Below are 20,459 nucleotides of genomic sequence, written 5' to 3'. Positions count from 1 at the left end.
GGTCTCTTACACCTAAAATTGTCGCTGGGTCGCTGACAGGACTTCAATTATAATCCAAATCCTTCTTTTTTGCTATCTGACAAACCTAAGGTATTGTCGGGATGGCGGCGACAAAGGCTTTTGCCAACTTTTGGCCTTCAAAAGTTGGGATAGGTTAGGTAGTTCATTTAGTGTTTTAGAAGAGGCATAAAGCCATTTTAAAGAAAAAGAACATGATCGTAACAGAGACCATGTGATCCAGGAATTTGGAATACGGATATTAAGAATCAAGAATAAGTAAGTGATGAGTGTCCCGACAACTGTACGGGATGGGAGAGGTGATAAGGAAGATTAAAGAATTTCTGGTTTGAGTCACCTCACCTTTATACCTCACCCTAGCTCCTGATACTCGATGCTCCTGAATAGCATTGTTCTCGGGATTAAAATATCGGGACAGGCACTCTCCTTTAAAGCCGGTCCCGATTTTTCGGGAAGGGGAATTTGATTCGTTACAGAAAAATGAAATTGCTTCAATTACTATGTTTGTCATTGGGAGTTCCGCTTTATTAACCTGAAGTTTCCAACTTTCAGCAGAATCGGTCACCCTCTCTTTCAGAGCTTGTCCAGATGAGCGTCGCGATATCGGGAAGAGGGCGGGGTGAGGTTGAATTACAAATTCAACCCAGTTCCGAGAATATTGTGACTACCCCCAGGCTGGGGCTTATACTGAAAGTTCAGTCGACTTGTCAGTTTTTATAAATTGGAGCTACTAGTAGAATTTCCTAAAAACAGGGTTCCCTTCGGACTGCCTCCTAGTTTTTGAATTCTAATTTTTATCCTCTAATCGTGTAGTAAATACTAAGGTAAAGTTGGATTAAATCGAAAACCACTTAATCATGTTTATTAATAAACTCAAGTGCCTTCTCTAGGATTTCATCTCTTCCTGCCGCTATCCCATCAATTGTAGGATTGACTTTGATGTCGATTTTCACTCCTTTTCTTTGGGTTTCAGTTCCATCAGGATAAAAAATCCCTATTCCACTAATTCCCGTTTTGTATCCATCCACCATTTTAAAGACGCTGACATTTCCATCTGCCCCTGAAGTTTGACTTCCTATTGTAGTTACATTATCACCAGATTGGAGGCACATAATCGTAAATTCAGCATGACTGATTGCATTTTCATTAGTAAGCAAGATGACTTTACCTTTATATTTTAGCTCCTTACTGGAAAAGCTTTTGGATCCTTCTGTCCAAATGAATTTTCCTGGATAATTCAAATCAGGGTAAATCGATTTATAAAATGAGTTCCCGGTTGAATTTATGTATTTCGATAAAGTTTGGTAAAACGATGAGCTGGGATAAGTTCTGATATCTATGATGATCGCATCAGTATTTTTAAATTCCTCCATAAAAATTTCGACATCGTTTATTTTTATTAAACCTGCATTTATATAGCCCATATTCCCCTGAAGAGTTTTGAATTTTTCACCTTTCCGAGGTTTTATTTCCAGGTCATTTAACAAATACCGACTTATAAATTTGGTTGAAGTCTCATTGTTCCGGATAAATTCAATCTCTACAGCATCAGATGGCCCATTAAAAATGGTTGAATGCCAACTTGCCTTTTTCTTGGCCAAATTGGAGCCCGTAATATATTTTTCTTGTTCGTCAAAAATGGCATTCACAGATCGGCCATCAATTTTTGTAACAGCATCACCTATTCTTAGATCATCCAAATTAGCCAAAGAGTCATTGTAAAAATTAGTAATGACTGCTTTATCGTCGATAATCATAAATCCCGCTGGAATCCTGTATCTCCATATAAAATTGTTTGTTTTGACATTGTAAAAGGAAGCATGACCGTCATTGAGGCTAACTATTAGTTCTAACGATGCCATATAAAAATCCCGCTCAGTTTCAGGATTGAGAAACTTGGGTATCATTGTGGACAAGATCTCATCCCAATCCTTGTCGGTTTGGTATTTATAAGGAGAAAAGTATTCCACATAATTCCAATACCGAAAAAGTGACAACAATCTTAAATTCTCATTACTCCAATCGAAGTCTTTGTATTCATTTTCATTGGTGACTAGGAAGTTTTTAGCTCCTTTGCCGGCAGACACATAATACTTTTTACCTTGATGACGATTCTGCTCGATGTATCTCAACATTTCGGATAGTTCCGCTGTAAAAACCTGATTATTATCTAACCAGCTGAGATCGAAGTTTTGATCAAAATATTCAGTATTTTGTTCTAAATCACACTTTTTGCAGGCTCCAATCTTCCCCAAGCTTTCGATCCATCCCAAATAAACCTGTGACAATTCTTCTTTGGTCTTTGCTGCTTTGATTTTTGGTAGAACGGTGAAAAGCTCCTCATCCCAATTGAATTCCCCTTTTGCCACATTTGGGTGATAGTATTTAAGGAATCCCCAAATTCTGCCTGTGGAAGCGAGTTTTTCAGTTTCAGATAATATTGTTTGTGCAAAACCAACTTGCAAACTAAGGAGAAGTGTGAAAAAAATAAGTAGAGGCCTTTTCATGTCTATATTTTATTTCTGAAATATAGATTAGTTCATCAATTCTCCTAAACTCATAGATTGATCTTAATATTTTTTAATGTTAAAGAGTTCTAAATTAGATTCAAGGCTTAACCAGCAACTATTACCAATCTCTTTTTTAGAAGCCCTTTTCCGCTTTTTTCCTAATTCTATGCACAAAAGTCAGTTGCCGTATCAGTTTCTAAAAATTGGAGCTACTAGTAGAATTTCAATAATACAGGCTTCGTAGCAAGAAGGATCTACAGCATTAACTACAGTCGTATTTTAATATTCTGCAATTTCGGCTCAATATTTACAATTTTCTTTCTAGACGATCACTTCTCCTAGAAAGCCTGTCCCGATATTTTAATCCCGATCGGTAGGAATTCGGGAGTGAAGCGTATCGGGAGCGGGTGATGAGGTAGTAAAATACCCTGTACTGGAGGACCGAGCGTAAAGAAAAAGTCCTGTGGACTTTTTTAGCGAGGGAGGTTTATAATTTAGGTTTTGGAGACTACAATATTAAGACTGGGGCTTTTGTTGATGATGAAGTTTTTAATAATGGTGATGCAAGACTGATTTTAAATTCTGTTCTGTCAACAGTACCACATTTTTTCCAAAATAACCCCAATGATGCACTCATCGTCCAAGGGAGTGACAGCTCAGAGGAATTTTCAGAAAAATGTAATATTACCTATAAGAAAAAATGTAATGAACTGTGCAAGAAGCAGCACCAAAGAATAAGAATTTATTGTAATTACTTAGATAAGAATTTTGAAAAGCTGATTAAAGAGTATATTTTCTTTGGTTTGGTAGCCGTTAAAAACTTTTTAGAATTGCATGAAGGGGAAATTGAAATCCAATCCAAAGTAGGAAAAGGAACCACCGCAACAATTTATTTGAAATTGGAAGGTTCAAAATAGCATACTCAGTGTGTGAAAGGGGGATTATTGTCTACCTAATCAAACCGAAACAATTACAAATACCCAAAAACATAAAACCCTCTAAACGGGATGTTTAGAGGGTTTTATTTGTACTTAATTATAGTTGATTTGTACTGTTTCTATTGCCTATTTCCCGATACAATATCTTTTCAATACCTGTATATCAGGTAGTTATATCGTATTAGCAACAGATTAGCAACAAGAAGTGTTGATATTAGGCTAATTAAGGACTAAAGAAAGGAAAAACGAAGTGTGCGGGCATAAAAAAACCGCTCCACAAAGGAAGCGGTTTTTATCGAAAACACCAATCGCTTTACGCAACTGTTACAGAGCCTAAATAAACGCTGTTAGCGACTTTAGTTCCGTCCTCTGATACAAACCCTAAGAAGACTTCAACGTCTTCTCCTGAGTACTCAGAAGGTACTGGAATGGTCGCTGATCCGGCAGACCTTGCAGGTCCCGCAGTTGTAAACACTGCTTCTCCTCTGGTCGTATTCAAAAGAGCAATCAGAGCTTTGTCTGTTGCTTGAGCACTACCGCTACCTGAGTTATCTGTCCAGGTTGCTTCTACATCTCCAGCACTTGGAGAAGACGCAGCACCACCGGCAGCACCAGTTAGATTACCACGAGTAACCAATGCATTTGCATAGTCAATCATGAAGTTTGGATATGCTCCGGTAATCGCATTGTTCAGGTTGTATGACATGGCCGCATTGAATTGGGTCATTTTGTTTGCATACAACTTGAAACCGACTCTCAGGAAGTCTGTCATGGGCTGCAAGAACCGCAAGACAGTTGAGAACTTCGAACGTTGGTCAACCTGACCTTCAGTTCTTGGGTTCGCTACACTGGAAGGTTTGATGCGCAGGTAATCGATGCCCTTCCAAGTTCCACCGATTACATTCCCGACCTGTCCTGAGACACCACCGAGAATACCTTGATTAATTTTTCCCATCTCTTTACGATTTTTAAGGAGTTAAACATTTGCTTGGACTTGACACGGACTTACCATGGATTTGCCCTTCGCCAACTAAATTACTTCAAGAATTAGGCGGTAGTTCTCTCTTGGGTGCTGTTGCGGTAGTGTGCTTTATTTTGCTTTTGTTGCCCTGTTTTTTTGGCAGGTCAGGAATCTATCCTGCACCTGTTCCTTTCAACAAATCATAAAATATGGCTTGTCTGGCAGTATCAATCATCTTTAGTGTGACCTTGATTTTTTGCTCGTTGGTATCGAGAAGTTGAAGAGCTTGAATTGCCTTTTGGAATGCCTGGGCTTTGCAGCTTGCTTTGATGGAGCTTTCTCGGATTAGTTTTCGAGTTTCGCCAATGGTGACGAAAGGAATTACAGAGCCTTTCAGGAAATAGTGGAAGGATTTTGATTTCCATATTCCAAAGCAAAGCCAGTAGAGAAATTCCCTGTGCTCGTCACATTCTGTGAGGCAAACAAAGCAATTTGGGCAAGCGTTGTTGAGCGGTTTCCCGCTGTTCAATCCTTTATTCAGGATAAAGAAGTGCGGCTGTTGGTAGCTGCTGTCCAGTCGGTGTGTTTTGATACGAAACGATTTCATACAGTGAGCCATTAAAGTTTTGCTCGCTACGCTTCGCATACATTTTTTCAAAAGAGAAAAGAAAAAAGGGAAAAAAAGAAAAGAGAAAGCTCTTGAAAAGGCGGGCGGAGGTCGGCTGTCAAGGTTTTTGAGAAAAATACTACCCGAAGGGTGGAGATTTTTTTCAAAACCCGTAGGGCTTGACCTTTACAGTCCGATAGTGTGTTGGGATTGTGCGAGCCCGCCTAACTTTGCTTTTCTCTTTTTAAAATTTTCCCTGTACGAGTAAAAAAAAGAGCCCCCTAAAAAGGAAGCTCTGAAAGGCACAACTCGAACCAAAAGACACGTAGCGTATAATCGGTGATACCGAAACGCTGAATGCCTGCATGGAACGGATGACCTGAGGTGCGAACGCCCGCCAACAACCACCGGCTGCCGAAACGGACTCTGAATAAGAACTTATACATAATGCCCCGTCATCACAGGACGGTGCGATTGCAGCAAGGGCTGTGGGAAAAAAATACTACCCGTAGGGTGGAGATTTTTTTACCAAACAGGCGTAGCGAACCCTTGCAGCTCTCGCATCCGCAGGCCTGTAACTTTGCTTTATGTTTGAGTTATTTATTGTCTGATTTACCGACAGCATGAACTGTTACCACCTTCTTGGATTGGTGGGCATGCCACTGTACCATAAGAGCAGTAAACGCAACAATCACCTTGTAACGGTTTAAGTATCTCCTTACAATTTTCGCACTCATAGAAATACTGACACGCATCTGTAGGCATGGTTTCTTCTTTCTCATGTCCACATTTAGGACAAGTAATTGTTGATTTAAGGACTACTTCACTCATTTTGATTTGTTTACCGATTCTACTTTGTAACCTGTTTTGTTAACAGCTGATTTTACTTGCTCAATGTCTGTTTTAGATTCATCAAACGTTACCACTGCATTTGCTTTTTCATAAGAAACCTCTAATCCTAAAATACCAGGAAGCTTACCAATTTCAAGTTTTACATGTTCTTCGCATCCCGTACAGGTCATTCCAACAATATTGATTTCGTAGGTTGATTCGAAATTGACATTTTCTGATTCTGATAGTTTGGTTTTGGGGTAAAAAGTATCTGAGTAATAAGGGAATGCAAGCATGATCGCTGCAAATACCGTCACTATACCAAGGAATTTCTTTGACTGCCAAAAAGAGGGCTTTTCTTCATCACAAACGCAGGCAATTTCTTCCTCCGTTCTTGGCCTCAATTTCTGATACCATGCAAATGCTAAAACGACTACTGTTATTCCAATCAACCAAGGGCGAAAAGGTTCTAACCAAGAAAATGTTGCAGCTACTCCACTTGAACCTGCAAGTAGTGCCAACACTGGTGTAATGCAACAAAGTGATGCACTAATAGCCGTCAATACGCTTGTAATTACTAATGAGCTTGATTTCTTGTTCGTCATATTGTTGATTCTTTTTCTGATGTTAATAGCTCCAATATTGGATTTAGAATGAGGTTGTTGGATTCGGAAATAGAGTAGAATATTGTTTGACCTACTTTGTTTGTTTCAACCAGCCCTGCATCTTTGAGCTTTCTCAAATGCTGAGAAATTGCAGGAACTGTCATATCCAGAATTTCGCTAAGATCACATGGACACATTTTGGATTCCTTGTCCAATAGAAACAGAATTTTTAGGCGTACTTCATTACCAGCAAGGTTGAGTGCCCTTGCTATTCGGATTACTTCATCATCTACTGTTTCAATGGCTGTCTTACACTGTTTGATCTGTTGTTCATCAGCATAAACCCTAATACAAGTTTTCGTCATATAGAATCGTATTTAAGAGATTACTTAAATAAATACAAAGAAAGGAAAAGGAGTTTAATATTTAAGCAAATACTTAAATATATCAATCAGAGATAAGCATGATTGCGAAAGCTGAGTGAACGCAGGTAAACCAAGGCGAAGCCATTTCTGCGAGCCGCCTGCGAGCGGAGCAAGGGTGGTGGCTGCAAAAGCCCGAAGAATGAGGGCGGCAGACGCCTACCGTTTACGGCAGGGCTGGCGTGTTTTTTTGCATCAGGGTCGGCAAAGGCAAGGGTAGCGACTGAACGGAACGAAACGATTGTTGGAAAGGAATGGAGCAATAACTGCCTGCAATAGCTTTTGTAGGGTTTGTATTTTTTGAGTGTAGTACAAAACCATTGGAGGAGGATTGCAGGCAGATTGCGGAATGACGTTGGGTTGGCTCGTGTAGTGAAGTGAAAGAGCTACGCTTGTGAGCGGTGCTGAAAGTGGCTGAATTGAAGGAATGAGGAACGAATGACTGAAACGAAGCGACTGAAAGCACATTGGGGAAAGCAAAAAACATGACAGCCCGATCAGCCCGCAGCGACCCGCAGGCGAGCAAAAACAATAAGCAGCGGCAGACCCCCAATAAAAAATATTGTGAGTGTAGCGAACACCTTAGAAGGAGTTTGGGGGGCTGAAATAGCTGCGAGTGAGGAAGGAGAGAGTGTGTGAAGCAAAACAAGTGAACGGCAGTGAGTGAGCACCCACTGGAGCGCAAACGAACTGGTAAGTGAACGGTATACGCAAGGAGGATAAAGCCAAGCCCACGCTTCAATCAGGCTCCTTCGCTAAAACAATTCACTGAATTGTTTTTTAACGCTCGGCCCTCCTTGCAGATATGTTTTTGCGGAACAAAACGGAACGACTGACGAACACCGCTTTACCTGCGTTGGGGGGTGCGTTGGAAAAAGCAAGTGTAGCACGGTATGGAATGTATCCCGATAAGGATCGGGAGGAATGGAATAACGGGCTACTCTTGCTGTGCGGTGCTGGAAGTGGGTGAATGAAGAGAGTGAGGTACGAACGAACGGAATGAACCTATTGGAGGCACATGGGTGAGAGGTGGGATTAGAATCAATCATTTTGCCAATTTCAATATTCGAAAAGCACCACGCATAACAAAGGAGAAAACAACACCACCAACAACCAGATCCGGCCATTTACTTTTTAGAAAATAAACCAGAATCCCAGCTAGTATTACCCCTCCATTCACTATAATATCATTAGATGTAAATATCGCGCTGGCCTGCATGTGAGCTTCATCACTTTTAGCCTTGTTGATCAGCCAAAGCGAGACCAAGTTACCAATTAAGGCAAGTACCGAAATGATGATCATCCATTGAAACAGCGGTGTTTCGCTTTCGCTGAAAAACCTGCGCAAAACTTCTGAAAAACCTAACAGAGCCAATCCCATCTGAAAATAGCCACTGATTTTGGCTACTTTCTTCTTACGAGAAATAGCTGCACCGACAGCAAATAAGCTCAGGCCGTAGACGATGGAATCTGCCAGCATATCCAGCGAGTCAGCCACCAGACCCATAGAGCGGGATATCCATCCGGTAGTCATTTCTACTACAAAGAAGCCGAAATTGATGCCCAATACCCACCATAGTATTTTCCTTTGATGCGATTCGTCAACAACTGAAGGCAAATCAGCGTCTTCTGTGTTTTCCAATTTATCGTTTAGGTTCAACTCGCTGATAGCCTGATGAATTTGATCTATGTCACCAATGTGGTAAATTCCAAGTTGACGGGAAGGTATGTCAAATTCAAGGTGTTTTATATTGGAAAACGACTCCAATTTCATACGAATTAACTGTTCCTCAGAGGAGCAGTCCATTCTCGATATTTTGAATATTGTTTTTTTCATACTTCTATCTTTAATCATCGTCACCAGTCTCCCCTTTTTTCATTTCAGAAATTAGGTAATAAGCGTTGTTCCAGGCTACTTTTGTGCCCTCAGGAAGTGGCTCTAACAATTTAATTTCTACCCATCCGTCTTCTGTGATACCTGTTCGTACTTCTATGGCTTTAAACGCCCATTCGGTTTTGCCATCTTCTTCATGCGCTTCCGCCATAAAAATATAAGGCTTGCCTTCTTCTTCTATGATGGCACTTTCCGGCAAGGCTTTTACCTGATTATCACCCGTTCTTATTTTACCATTGATATACATCCCCGGGATCAAAAAATCTTCTTTTTGATCTATCTCTGCGTGTACATGCACCGCTTTCGGGTTTTGTTCAAATTGTTTGCCTACCGAATAGATTTTGGCAGTCAGCGTATTTCCCGGAACAGACTCCACAGTAAAGGACACTTTTTGTCCTACCTTTACTTTATAAATATCCTTTTCAAACACCATCAGGTCGGCATGAATGTGGTCGGTATTGACAATCATAAACATCTTGGTCTGAGGGTCTACATATTGACCAATCTGAACCTTGACTTTTTGTATGAATCCATGGATGGGACTGACTACAGGTACGTACCCATAGATTTCCCCACTCCGTATCTTCTCCACATTCAGGCTTAGCTGCTTCAATTGGGCTTCATAGCCTTTTACCTCACCTTTCATGGCCTGGTAGTCCGCCTGAATTTGCTGATAAGTTTTTCCGGAACCTACCTCTTCTTCATAGAGCCTTTTCTGCCGCTGGTTTTCTTTTTCCAGAAACTGTAATTGGCTATAAGCCCTTACATAGTCAGTCTGTAACCTGGTCAGGTTGGGATGAGAAATATAGGCCAATACCTGCCCTCTGCTAACCTGGTCTCCCTCTATCACTTTGATGGAGGTTACGTTGGCTCCCAGAATAGCTGTAACGGTTGCTTCATGCTGAGGTGGCACTTCTAACTGGCCATTTGCTTCTACCACGCCCGATAGTGAGCGAATGGGTAGTGTGTCAATTTTGATGCCCAGGCTTTCAAACTTGAGATCCGAAAGGTGAAGCTCAGCCATCCCTTCTTCATTAGTTCCTTCTTCACCCTCGTGCCCAGCCTCGCCCTCACTGTGTTCTTCGTGAGAGGCATCACCTGAGTTATCAGCCGAGTTGTTATCGCAGCCCGTAAATACCGATACCATCAGTACCAATGCCAGTATATATATGATTTGCTTTTTCATTGTGTTTATATTTTTAATCTGATTATCCATTCAGGTTTTATTAAATGCTTAATTTGATGTTTTTAAATAGTATTCCAGTTGGTAGCGGCTATTCAGGTAGTTGCCGAAGGCATTCCATGAGTCCACCTCTATGCGAATGGCATCCCTGATGTTTTGCAGAAAAGTCACATAGTCAATGGCCCCTTCCCGATAAGCCAAAATAGCTCCGGCTCGTTGTTCCTGCGCCAGGGGTAGTGCTTCATCCCTGTAGTAGTTCCATGAATAAAGCCATTTCAGATACTGCTCTTTCATTTCCTGATAAGCTGCATTCAACTCCAACTGGTTTTGTCGCAGGTTTTGTCCTGCAATATCCCGCTGTATTTTGGCCGATTGTGTTCTGCCAAGCTCAGGCCCAAAAAACAAAGGGATCCGAATACCAATTTGGTACTGATAAAATCCTGATTGCCCATCAACTTGTTGTCGTCCATATTGGCCTTGCAACTGTGGAAAAAACTGCGAACGCCTTTCTTTTATGGTCGCATCCGCTACATCTACCTGTTGTTTTGAAACATTCAAAATAGGATGGTTCATTAGGGAATCGGCTACATAATTCAGCGGTTCATCCAAGTGAGTGGCCGGGATATCCGGCACGGTAAAGAGGGTATCATTGGCAAACCAAAGGTTGAGCCGCTGCAAGGCGCTGAGATAATCTCTGTACGCCTGCTCCTTCTGTATCTGTACCTGATTGGCCTGGTTGGAAGTAGCCAAATATTCCAGCTTGGAAGTGGCTTCTGTTTCTAAGCGGATTCGTGCGGCTCTTTCAATATCGGTAAAAACCGAATCCAACTGCTCATACACCTGGTAATTATTCTTTGAAGCATATACCTGCGCCCAGGCCTGACTTACTTCCCTTTCCAGTTCTATTACAGACAAATCCAGAGCGGCTTCTGCCAATGCCACCCGTTCCTTTTGCAATTTCAAACGTGGTGCTATACCGAACACATCAATCTGCTGCTGCTGGATGCCAAATTGTGTGTAGACACCATCCGATCCATTGCCCACTTCCTCTTTACCAGTAAATATTTGGGTATTCCCTAAGTCCCAAGCTGTTTTCTTGAGAGCCTGCTGGCTTTCAATTTCCAGACGTGCCGATTGAATTTTAGGATAACTTTCTACAGCCCGCTTTCTGGCCTGTTCTAATGTGATCGTAGGTAGGCTGTCTTTCTCCTGTCCCTGCTGCTGTGCATTTGCCACAGCCGGTAAACCAACCAGTCCACCACAAACGATCAGGGCAATGATCACATTAGCATTCGGTGCTTTCAGGCTTTTTCTTCTGTCACTTCTTCCTTCTACAAGAGTGTATAGCACTGGGAGCACTACCAGCGTAAGCAAGGTGGCAGTAAGCATACCACCAATTACCACAGTAGCCAAAGGCCGCTGCACTTCTGCTCCGGCAGATGCTGAAAACGCCATGGGCATAAATCCAAGAATATCCGTGGTTGCGGTAAGCATAATAGGCCTGATCCGTTCTTTAGTTCCTGTAAAAATGCGGTCTCTGATGCTGGTGACTCCTTCCTCTTTTAGGGAATTAAATCGGTTGATCAATACCAAACCGTTCAGGACAGCTACACCAAAAAGCACAATAAAACCAACTCCCGCTGAAATACTAAATGGCATATCTCTAACCCATAGTGCAAATACTCCCCCAATAGCTGCCAGTGGAATAGCTATATAGATCATAATGGATTGAGAAAATGATTTCAGGGCGAAGTAGAGCAGAACAAAGATGAGAAAGAGAGCAATGGGTACAACAATTGCTAATCTGCTTTTAGCCCTTTCCAGATTTTCAAACTCCCCACCGTAGGAAATATAATAACCCGGAGGCAAGTCTAGTTGTGCATCCAGTTTTTTCTGAATGTCGTTTACTACTGATTCCACATCACGACCTCTTGTATTGACTCCCACATAAGTACGTCTATACGTGTTGTCTCTGGAGATTTGCATGGGGCCAGGCACATAGCTAATGTCGGCCACTTCTTTTATCGGAACTTGGGTACCATCGGGTAGATCAATGTAGAGTGTGCGCAGGTCATCAATACTTTTCCGGTGCGCCTCATCAAAGCGGATGACCAGATCAAATCTTTTTTCACCTTCAAAAATCACCCCGGCCACACCACCTGCAAAGGCTGAACTCACATACTCATTGATCTTTTGAATGTCCAATCCATATTGGGCAATTTTATCCCGATTGTAACGAACGGTCATTTGGGGAAGTCCTGATGTACGTTCTGGGTTTACATCACCGGCTCCTGGCACGGTAGAAATTATATCCGCCATTTCCTGCACTTTTGCGGCAAGCACTTCCAGGTCTTCGCCATAGAGTTTTACGGCAATGTCCTCCCGTACCCCTTCAAGCAACTCATTAAAACGCAGCTCTACCGGCTGGGTAAATACCAGGTTAACCCCGGTCAGATTGGTTTCCAGCTTTTCCTTGATTTGCTCAATTAGCTCGTCCTTGGTTTCAACTGAAACCCATTTATCTTTATCTTTTTCCAATATGAGGTACATATCGGCTATATCCATCGGCATGGGGTCCGTAGGGATATCGGCCACCCCAATTCTGGCAGTTACTGTTTTTATTTCGGGAAAACTTTCCAGCAACAGGTTCTCAATCTTGATTGATACCTCTTTAGACTCACTTAGGGAACTTCCGGGCCTGATGAGTGCCTGCATCGCGATATCTCCTTCATCAAGCTGTGGCACAAACTCCCCTCCCATACGTGAAAAAATGAAACCGGCTGCTACTAGTAGCACAATAGCTACGGTGATCACAATTGCTTTAAAACGCAGCGCACCTTTTAGCAAAGGCAAATAAACCCATTGAATGCCATCTATTATTTTATCACTAACCTTTTCCAGCCAGCGTTCAAATCGTCCAAACCAGTTCTTTTTGTTTTGAACAGGTTTCATAAACAAGGCCGACATCATCGGTACATACGTCAGACAAAGGAAAATGGCACCAATCATGGCAAAGCCAAATGTATAGGCCATCGGCTGAAACATCTTACCTTCCACCCCGGTAAGGAATAAGATGGGGGTAAATACAATGAGGATGATAATCTGTCCGAAAAAGGCCGAACTCATCATTGTACTGCCCGCATCATAAGCAACCTCATCCATTACGCCCTGGTTGAATTTGATTTTCCCTGACCGGATGCGCTTTTGGATTTCATACACTGTGCCCTCTATAATGATCACCGCCCCGTCAATGATGATCCCAAAATCAATGGCCCCAAGGCTCATCAGGTTGGCCCACACATTGAACTGCTTCATTAAAATGAAGGCAAACAGTAGGGAAAGCGGAATGGTAGTCGCAGTGATAATACCGCCACGAAGGCTACCCAACAGAATCACCAGGGCGAAAATGACAATCAGCGCCCCTTCTATAAGATTGGTTTTTACAGTATCGGTAGTCCTGGAAATTAAATCACTACGATCAATTATCGTATTGATCGCTAATCCCTCCGGAAGAGATTTTTCTATCTCTTCCATACGCTCTTTTACATTCTGAATGACTGCATTGGGATTGGAGCCTTTTAGCATCATAATAATGCCGCCAACAGCTTCTTTTCCATCCTGTGTGAAAGCCCCATATCGCACCTGGCTGCCGAAGTGTACTTTAGAGGCTACATCACCTACCGTAACCGGGATCCCATTTTCTGTTTTTATGACGATTTTTCGGATATCATCCAGAGAGCGCACCAAGCCTTCTCCACGGATGAAATTAGACATCCTGTTCTTCTCAATGTAAGCCCCACCGGTATTAACATTGTTTCTGGCCAGAGCCTCATATACTTGAGAGATGCTCACATTCTGTGCATTGAGTTTATCCGGGTTAATGGCCACTTCATATTGCTTAATATAGCCACCGAAAGAATTCACCTCAACCACACCTTCAAGCAAAGTTAATTGCCGTTTTACAATCCATTCTTGGATCGTGCGCAACTCCATAGGTGAATACATCGAGTCATAACCCTCTTGTGGTTCAATGGTGTATTCATAAATTTGGCCTAAACCGGTAGAAATGGGACCCATTGATGGGCTTCCAAATTTCTCAGGTATGGTCTCTTTTAATTCGATCAGTTTTTCCTGTACCAGTTGGCGGGGCAGATAGGTACCCATATCGTCTTCAAAAACAATGGTAACGACAGAGAGGCCGAACCTCGAAACAGAACGGATTTCATCTACTCCCGGCAGGTTGCCCATGGCCAGCTCCACAGGGTAAGTAACGAACTGTTCGATATCCTCAGTGGCCAGGTTTTCTGATACAGTAATTACCTGCACCTGATTATTGGTAATGTCGGGTACAGAGCCCAGATTGACGGTGGACATGGAGTATATACCCACTCCAATGAGCGCCAGCGTGAGGAGGCCAATAATAAGCTTGTTTTTTATTGAAAACGAAATTATTTGATTAATCATAGCTTTACTTTTATCAGGATCTCTTGATAAAGAAGTCCTGATGTTTATGACTTTTAAACATGTTGATTTGGAAATACAAGCCCTACTGTTCTATTGGACAGTAGGCGGGATGGTGGTTATTGAATAACACTGACGTGACTTTAAAAACACAGGTGTTAATGCCCGTGAATAAGTAAGCAATAACCTTTTAGGAAAACTTTGGGGGATGCCAAACGGCATTTATTAAATTAAAAGAAATACCATTGTTGTAGTTTCTGGGCAACTTATTATTATCCGCAAATACCAGATTGATAATTACCCTATTGTTTCCAAAAGAGATTGCATGTACATGACTACATTGACAACGACAGAGTGGGGGGCAATTTTCGTTATCCTGATTTCCGCTCTCCTGCTGACTAGATTCTGTATTTGAGTAGTTGTAAACACCATCATACGAGTTACTACGACAAGCTCCCTCAATAGGGACTGTGGAGAGCATCAGCGTAAACGTGGCGAATATCAAAGATAAATACTTCATTGGTCACAAAGATAATGAAGCGATAGTGCAACCCGATTGCAAAGGTTATTGGTTACACTTATCGCATAATCCTTTAATGACCATGTTAGCTTGTGCCATTTTAAAATTATTTGGTAGATTGACTAAAGGAATAGGGTGGTCTAAAAGGCAAAAAGTCATTTCACATGAAGTGCAATAGAAATGATAATGAAGGTCTTCTGGATCGCAATTGCAGCCTTCTACACATACAGCATACTTGGTCATCCCTGAGCCATCTTCGATACTATGGATCACCTTATGATCTTCAAAAGTTTTTAGTGTGCGAAAAATTGAACTTCTGTCTGATTGATCGAGACCAACTTCAATGTCCTTTAAAGACTGTGCTTTCTTTTGTTCTAATAGGTAGCGCAGTACTACTATCCTTACAGCAGTCGGCTTTACGTCCTTAATTTTAAATATTTCTTCTATTCTGTCCATTACAAGAACCAAAGGTTGTCTTTTCCGTAATCAGGAATCTCGTTGCCTTCAAAGTAGGGGAGCATTTCTGCCACCATTTCAGGGTACTTGATTGTTACGGGCAAATTTTGTTGTCTTACTGATTTCCAGTACATGCGACTGAATTGATACACTTGATCGATAAGCTCTTTGACTGTTTTGTAATCATCCACCAATTCAGGATTGGAGCAATTAATTTTGAGCTTTACCGGAAATGAAAATCCATCATTGAAATTGAACTCCGATGCTGAATACCTGGTATTGTTGAACAGTAAAAACCTGTTGTAGCCTAATTTGATGAATGTGCCACTTACGGGCATCAAATCTTTCCAGTCCAAATCAAAGGCAACAATATCGGATGATTCCGTTTTGTTGATGGTGACGATAAAGACCGGAATGTTCAATTCCAATTCTTTCAGGCCGTTCTCAATCGGTTCTACTTCCTCTCTACTCATGTCTTTGTAGAAGTGAATTACCAGCCTTCGGATTCCTGTATTTACATTCACATAGTCTTTCACCGCTCTTAGGATTGAACCTGCCAACTCTTTTGTTTGGTCTTTCTGAAAGCATTCAAAGCGATTAAATTTCCCTGTATTGGAGAAACTGAAAGCACTGCCGATATATTGGATGTCAACTTCTGTGTGCTTGAATGCTCCAACTCCAACAATCAATTCATTCTTCAGCTTTGTGTCCAACCTCCAAGGAGTGCCATTGAGCTTTGCGAGAATGGCAATTGCGATGTTTGGCAAGCTGAAATGATACTTGTCGTTGGTAATTACTTTATCAGGATCTATCACCTGAGAGGAAACTCCTTTTTTCAATAGTAGCTCTTTCAGCTTGTAGTAAACCAACCTCTGAGATTTGACTGGAACATTCTTGCTGATTGGGGTAATGTAAATAGCTATGTGCTGAATGTCGGTATCAAAGTCCTTGTTATTGATTTGGTCATACAGTTCCGGCCAAGGGTTATCCCTGTCCTTGAAATAGATTGCGAGTTCTTTATCTGGATGATACGGTGTATGAATGAACTTTGATAGCCCCCTAAAGCCGTTGAGTTTGCCGTTAAAGTAGTTGTGAATCTTGGTAGCTACTTCTCTATCATCTTCATGGAGAATAAAAAAGAAATGAATCTTTGATGATGGGCTTAACTCGAAAGGACCATTTTCAGTAATGCCATAATACGGTACATGGTGAAGCTTTTGATTTCCAAATACGAGTTTGTTGCTGGACTTTTCAATTGAACCAATGCGGACTTCATCAACTGGTATAAACCCTTTAGATGAAAGCGGAATGATGGCCTTGAACTCGGCTGTATTAAGCTGCTCTCTGTAAAATTTATCAATGGCCGTTTTGAATTTCTTGTATTTGTTCGTCTTGTCCGGGGCTTCTGTTTCCTGATGCAAAGCATCCCTGATTTCAAAATTCCAAACAGGATAAACCTTATCGTAATTTCTTTTTCCTTCATCCGGCAATTCATCAAAGCGGTGAAGTCCTTTTTCATAGAGCACCCAATTGAACGCCCTTACCGGTACTTCTTCAAATAGTTCCGATACAGGGGTTTTGAAAATCTTTGACTTGCCTTCAAATGTGACCAACAATTCAAGGCTATTGGAAACTGTCCTGAACTGTACCTTCAATGAAAAACGGTCAAAGGTTTTGTATATCCCTTCCTTGTCTTGTGTATCGCTTGGCAACCAAACTTCTGTATCGCTTACAAAATTAGGTTTGACCAAACAGCCCTTAGTTTTGAAATGGTTATGGATTAATGAATTGTAGTAGCGTTTGAGAATAGATGAAGACAATGCGGAATTGGAAATCGGAACGGTTTTCTCAATTCCTTCTTCAGTTGTGATTTTCTCAAAGGTTGGTGTAGTTGGCTTAGTGACCGGAATGAACCCTTCTTTTTCTTGGCAAAACGATGTGTAGTAATGCTCCTGCTCTCCATACTTATCAATGACCTCATCAGGAACTAATGAATGATAAATTCGTGTGGTTCCCTCTTGCTCCTTATCTGAAAAATAGAAGGTAAGCGAATCGCTCGGGTGATTGAATGTTAGTATGTTGAAACAGTGCTTTGCCATTATTTAGGTCTGTTTTGAAGATTAGATTGTTGATTCCAAATCTTGTCGAATACAAAGTCTAAATACTGGCGTTTGAAGTCTGGGTCGTCCGTGAATTTTTTATACAAGTCGGTGTATTGGAAAATGACGTCCTGCATCAAATCCTCCACCTTTTTATCAGAGGTTATTTTTGCATTCTGTTTGTCGCTGTTCTTTACGGCATTGACAGTAGCTTGATCACGGGCAAAATCTGCAGGCAACTGCTCAAACAGAAAATTCTTTACCTTATCATCATCAGTCCAGTTATCAATACCAAACTTTGTATTAAACTCTTTGAGGATAGCATCCAACTCATTAAAGCCGGGCTCACCTTTTGTTCCTTTCATTACTGGTGGTGTAGGGTCTAATTCTTCATTACCACTTAGTTTGATATTTTCCTGAGTTGTTCGGGTTAGTCTATAACTATCCAAGTCTATTGCTTCCAGAATGCCTTTGGCTAAATCCTCAATTTCATCTGGTTTGATTTTTGGAATCAGGAATTTTAGAAACCAATACAACCTTTCCCAATAGGAATTATTGAAGGAAAGCAGCTTAGAAAGGAAGGCATACATTCTGAAAAAGGATTTGGCCTTTACATAGAAATCAATCTGGGCATCTTCATTCAATTCATTTTTATACTCCGCAACGCACTTATCAATGATTGGGTCTAATTCCTGTCTTTCCGCTTCTTTGAAATACAATTCGGTGAAGTTTACCACATCATCCTGTGAATAGACCTGAGCTTTGTCCAAAGCATCCTGTAGGTCATTTAGTTTGTTTGCATCTGTTTCCTCACTAAGGATAGTGGTAGTATAGAAAGGCTCAAATGCCTTTTTAATATCTTCTGTGGTATTAAAGAAATCCATTACAAATGTGTCTTCTTTGTAAGGTTTGTATGCTCTATTGAGTCTCGATAGGGTTTGTACAGCCTGAACATCCGCTAATTTTTTATCTACATACATGGTATGCAAGAGCGGTTGGTCGAATCCTGTTTGAAACTTATTGGCTACTATCAGAAAGCGGTATTCTTTTTTCTTAAACTCGGTTGGAATGTCATTGCTCGGGAAACCGTTTAATCTGGCCTCATCCCAATCTTCTCCGTCTATTTCTTTTGTGCCTGAAAAAGCGACAATGGCTTTGTAAGGTGAGTTTATTTCTTTCATGTATTCTTTGAAAGCTTGATAGTAAAGAATGGCGTTTTTAATGCTTTTGCAAACAACCATCGCTTTTGCCTGACCATTGATGAGCTTTCTAATATCCGCATGGAAATGGTCTAACATGATTTTAGATTTTTCCATGATGGAGAATGGATGGCTTTCTACATAAGCACGTAGTTTCTTGTTGGCTTGGCGAGTTTCAAACTCAGGGTTATCTTCAACCGCTTTATCTAATTTGTAATAGGATTGATAAGTGGTGTAATTCTTAAGTACATCAAGAATAAATTCTTCCTCGATGGCTTGCTTCATGGTATAATTATCAAAAGCAATGAATTTACCTTCGGCTGTCTTTTCACCGAAGGTTTCTAGGGTCTTATTTTTTGGGGTGGCCGTAAATGCAAAGTAGCTTCCGTTTTTAAGCATTTTACGGTTCTCAATCAATTCATTGATAATATCTTCGGAAGTAGGGGGCTCTTTTTCTTCACCGTAGGCCTCTTCTTTATCGGAAAGCACCCAATTCATTTTGCTGGCCGTTTCACCACTTTGGCTACTGTGGGCTTCATCAATGATGATTGCAAACTTCTTTGCCTGTAATGTTCCAATTTCATCTATTATGAATGGGAATTTTTGAACTGTGGTTACAATAATTTTCTTTCCATCTTCAAGGGCTTGCTTTAATTGACTGCTACCTTTATCTATGGCTTCAACCACGCTGCTGACCTGAGCAAATTGTTTGATATTATCTCTAATCTGCTTATCTAAAACACGCCTGTCCGTCACCACAATAACACTATCAAAAACAGTCTCAGTATTTTCGCTATCATGTAAAGTCACCAACTGGTGTGCTAACCAGGTAATTGAATTTGATTTGCCTGAACCAGCTGAATGCTGAATAAGGTATTTTTGGCCAACACCGTTTTCTTTGGAATGATGCAGTAGCTTTTTTACTACTCTGAGTTGGTGGTATCTGGGAAAAATGAGTTTACGTTTGATTTTCCCTGTGTCTTCATCCTTTTCTTCAACAATTTGAGCAAAGTTCTCTACTATGTTGCTCAGGCTTTCCTTGGTTAAAATATCCTTCCATAGGTAATCAGTTTTTAAGCCTTCGGGGTTTAAAGGATTGCCAGCACCATCATTGTTGCCTTTGTTAAAGGGTAGGAAAAAGGTCTTTATACTATTGAGATGTGTGGTCATGTAAACCAAATCTGCATCTACGGCAAAGTGAACCATACATCTGCCAAAGGCAAACAAGGGTTCTTTCGGATCTCGGTCTGTTTGATATTGGCGAATGGCGTGTTTTACATTCTGACCCGTCCATTGGTTCTTTAATTCAAAAGTGCTCAAGGGCAAACCATTGATAAATAACACCATGTCTAAAGAGTTGCTATTCTCCAGACTGTAGTACAACTGGCGAGTAACAGAAAAAATATTGCTGCTGTATTGCTTTTGGGCTTTATCGTTAAGGAGTGAGGTTGGCTTTTTAAAGTAGAGCTGTACCCTTAAATCCAAATCTTTGACTCCATTGCGCAAAATTTCAACAATTCCTTTCTGACGAATTTGGTCAGAAAGGCGTTTCAAGAATTTGTCTTTGCCTCTTTTGATTATTGTATCATGGGCATTAGGTTGCGTTGCTGCCAAAAACTCGAACAACAGCTTTTCATTGATGCAAAAGTCACGGTCATAGTCTGCACTATAGCTGGCAATAAAGCCATTGTGATTGATTAAATGCTTTTCTATGATCGTTTCTAAGCCCTTTTCTGATGTATCTGTTGTATGCAT

General features: G+C 41.1%; 14 protein-coding genes. 1 reads left to right on the top strand and 13 read right to left on the bottom strand.

Annotation, left to right across the window (positions count from 1 at the left end):
- Positions 1–869: 869 nt before the first annotated feature.
- Positions 870–2,525 carry a S41 family peptidase gene (locus tag FHS59_RS20255; protein WP_184497490.1) on the bottom strand — a complete coding sequence of 552 codons (1,656 nt, stop codon included), beginning with the start codon at positions 2,523–2,525 and terminating at the stop codon, positions 870–872.
- A 431-nt stretch (positions 2,526–2,956) separates the two neighbouring features.
- On the opposite strand from FHS59_RS20255, the gene FHS59_RS23640 reads away from it, so the two are divergent.
- Complete coding sequence (locus tag FHS59_RS23640; RefSeq protein WP_394353580.1) at positions 2,957–3,445, top strand: ATP-binding protein; 489 nt, start codon at positions 2,957–2,959, stop codon at positions 3,443–3,445.
- Between the two features lie 334 nt (positions 3,446–3,779).
- Here FHS59_RS23640 and FHS59_RS20250 read toward each other — a convergent pair whose 3' ends face one another.
- The 12 genes from FHS59_RS20250 to FHS59_RS20205 form a co-directional block, all read right to left on the bottom strand.
- A complete protein-coding gene (locus FHS59_RS20250; protein ID WP_184497489.1) occupies positions 3,780–4,421 on the bottom strand; it encodes a DUF6266 family protein in 642 nt (213 codons plus the stop codon).
- Between the two features lie 178 nt (positions 4,422–4,599).
- Positions 4,600–5,034, bottom strand: a complete 435-nt coding sequence (locus FHS59_RS20245) for a DUF6943 family protein (RefSeq protein ID WP_246388528.1) — start codon at positions 5,032–5,034, stop codon at positions 4,600–4,602.
- Positions 5,035–5,646: 612 nt separating this feature from the next.
- On the bottom strand, positions 5,647–5,865 hold the full coding sequence (locus FHS59_RS23400) for a GDCCVxC domain-containing (seleno)protein (protein WP_100626886.1): 219 nt from the start codon (positions 5,863–5,865) through the stop codon (positions 5,647–5,649).
- Positions 5,862–6,470, bottom strand: a complete 609-nt coding sequence (gene merTP, locus FHS59_RS20240) for a mercuric transport protein MerTP (protein ID WP_184497485.1) — start codon at positions 6,468–6,470, stop codon at positions 5,862–5,864. Before merTP ends, FHS59_RS23400 begins: the two co-directional genes overlap by 4 nt.
- Positions 6,467–6,835 carry an ArsR/SmtB family transcription factor gene (locus FHS59_RS20235; protein ID WP_184497483.1) on the bottom strand — a complete coding sequence of 123 codons (369 nt, stop codon included), beginning with the start codon at positions 6,833–6,835 and terminating at the stop codon, positions 6,467–6,469. The genes merTP and FHS59_RS20235 overlap by 4 nt, the downstream gene beginning before the upstream one ends.
- A gap of 1,102 nt (positions 6,836–7,937) precedes the next feature.
- The gene (locus FHS59_RS20230; protein ID WP_014022292.1) at positions 7,938–8,729 is read right to left on the bottom strand and encodes a cation transporter; all 792 of its coding nucleotides are present in this window, start codon (positions 8,727–8,729) and stop codon (positions 7,938–7,940) included.
- Between the two features lie 10 nt (positions 8,730–8,739).
- Positions 8,740–9,972, bottom strand: coding sequence for an efflux RND transporter periplasmic adaptor subunit (locus FHS59_RS20225; protein WP_184497481.1), 1,233 nt, complete (start codon positions 9,970–9,972; stop codon positions 8,740–8,742).
- A gap of 48 nt (positions 9,973–10,020) precedes the next feature.
- The gene (locus FHS59_RS20220) at positions 10,021–14,433 is read right to left on the bottom strand and encodes a CusA/CzcA family heavy metal efflux RND transporter (protein WP_184497479.1); all 4,413 of its coding nucleotides are present in this window, start codon (positions 14,431–14,433) and stop codon (positions 10,021–10,023) included.
- 187 nt (positions 14,434–14,620) lie between these two features.
- Entirely contained in the window at positions 14,621–14,950 is a 330-nt protein-coding gene (locus FHS59_RS23635) for a DUF6660 family protein (RefSeq protein WP_394353576.1), read from the bottom strand.
- A gap of 45 nt (positions 14,951–14,995) precedes the next feature.
- Positions 14,996–15,406: a Fur family transcriptional regulator gene (locus tag FHS59_RS20215; protein ID WP_014022288.1), complete on the bottom strand. Its 411-nt coding sequence runs from the start codon at positions 15,404–15,406 to the stop codon at positions 14,996–14,998.
- Positions 15,406–17,505: a Piwi domain-containing protein gene (locus FHS59_RS20210; RefSeq protein ID WP_184497477.1), complete on the bottom strand. Its 2,100-nt coding sequence runs from the start codon at positions 17,503–17,505 to the stop codon at positions 15,406–15,408. Before FHS59_RS20210 ends, FHS59_RS20215 begins: the two co-directional genes overlap by 1 nt.
- Complete coding sequence (locus FHS59_RS20205; RefSeq protein ID WP_184497475.1) at positions 17,505–20,459, bottom strand: type I restriction endonuclease subunit R; 2,955 nt, start codon at positions 20,457–20,459, stop codon at positions 17,505–17,507. The genes FHS59_RS20210 and FHS59_RS20205 overlap by 1 nt, the downstream gene beginning before the upstream one ends.

This window comes from Algoriphagus iocasae (genome assembly GCF_014206875.1).
Lineage (GTDB): Bacteria > Bacteroidota > Bacteroidia > Cytophagales > Cyclobacteriaceae > Algoriphagus > Algoriphagus iocasae.
The sequence above is the reverse complement of the archived record's forward strand: the minus strand, read 5'-3'. Positions and strand labels throughout refer to the sequence as shown.

Bases quoted from the DNA above. Each gene is read 5' to 3' on its own strand.
- FHS59_RS20210 (WP_184497477.1), bottom strand. From the start codon at position 17,505: ATGGCAAAGCACTGTTTCAACATACTAACATTCAATCACCCGAGCGAT.
- FHS59_RS20250 (WP_184497489.1), bottom strand. From the start codon at position 4,421: ATGGGAAAAATTAATCAAGGTATTCTCGGTGGTGTCTCAGGACAGGTC.
- FHS59_RS20220 (WP_184497479.1), bottom strand. From the start codon at position 14,433: ATGATTAATCAAATAATTTCGTTTTCAATAAAAAACAAGCTTATTATT.
- FHS59_RS20230 (WP_014022292.1), bottom strand. From the start codon at position 8,729: ATGAAAAAAACAATATTCAAAATATCGAGAATGGACTGCTCCTCTGAG.
- FHS59_RS20245 (WP_246388528.1), bottom strand. From the start codon at position 5,034: ATGAAATCGTTTCGTATCAAAACACACCGACTGGACAGCAGCTACCAA.
- FHS59_RS20235 (WP_184497483.1), bottom strand. From the start codon at position 6,835: ATGACGAAAACTTGTATTAGGGTTTATGCTGATGAACAACAGATCAAA.
- FHS59_RS23400 (WP_100626886.1), bottom strand. From the start codon at position 5,865: ATGAGTGAAGTAGTCCTTAAATCAACAATTACTTGTCCTAAATGTGGA.
- FHS59_RS23635 (WP_394353576.1), bottom strand. From the start codon at position 14,950: ATGAAGTATTTATCTTTGATATTCGCCACGTTTACGCTGATGCTCTCC.
- merTP (WP_184497485.1), bottom strand. From the start codon at position 6,470: ATGACGAACAAGAAATCAAGCTCATTAGTAATTACAAGCGTATTGACG.
- FHS59_RS20205 (WP_184497475.1), bottom strand. From the start codon at position 20,459: ATGCATACAACAGATACATCAGAAAAGGGCTTAGAAACGATCATAGAA.
- FHS59_RS20215 (WP_014022288.1), bottom strand. From the start codon at position 15,406: ATGGACAGAATAGAAGAAATATTTAAAATTAAGGACGTAAAGCCGACT.
- FHS59_RS20255 (WP_184497490.1), bottom strand. From the start codon at position 2,525: ATGAAAAGGCCTCTACTTATTTTTTTCACACTTCTCCTTAGTTTGCAA.
- FHS59_RS20225 (WP_184497481.1), bottom strand. From the start codon at position 9,972: ATGAAAAAGCAAATCATATATATACTGGCATTGGTACTGATGGTATCG.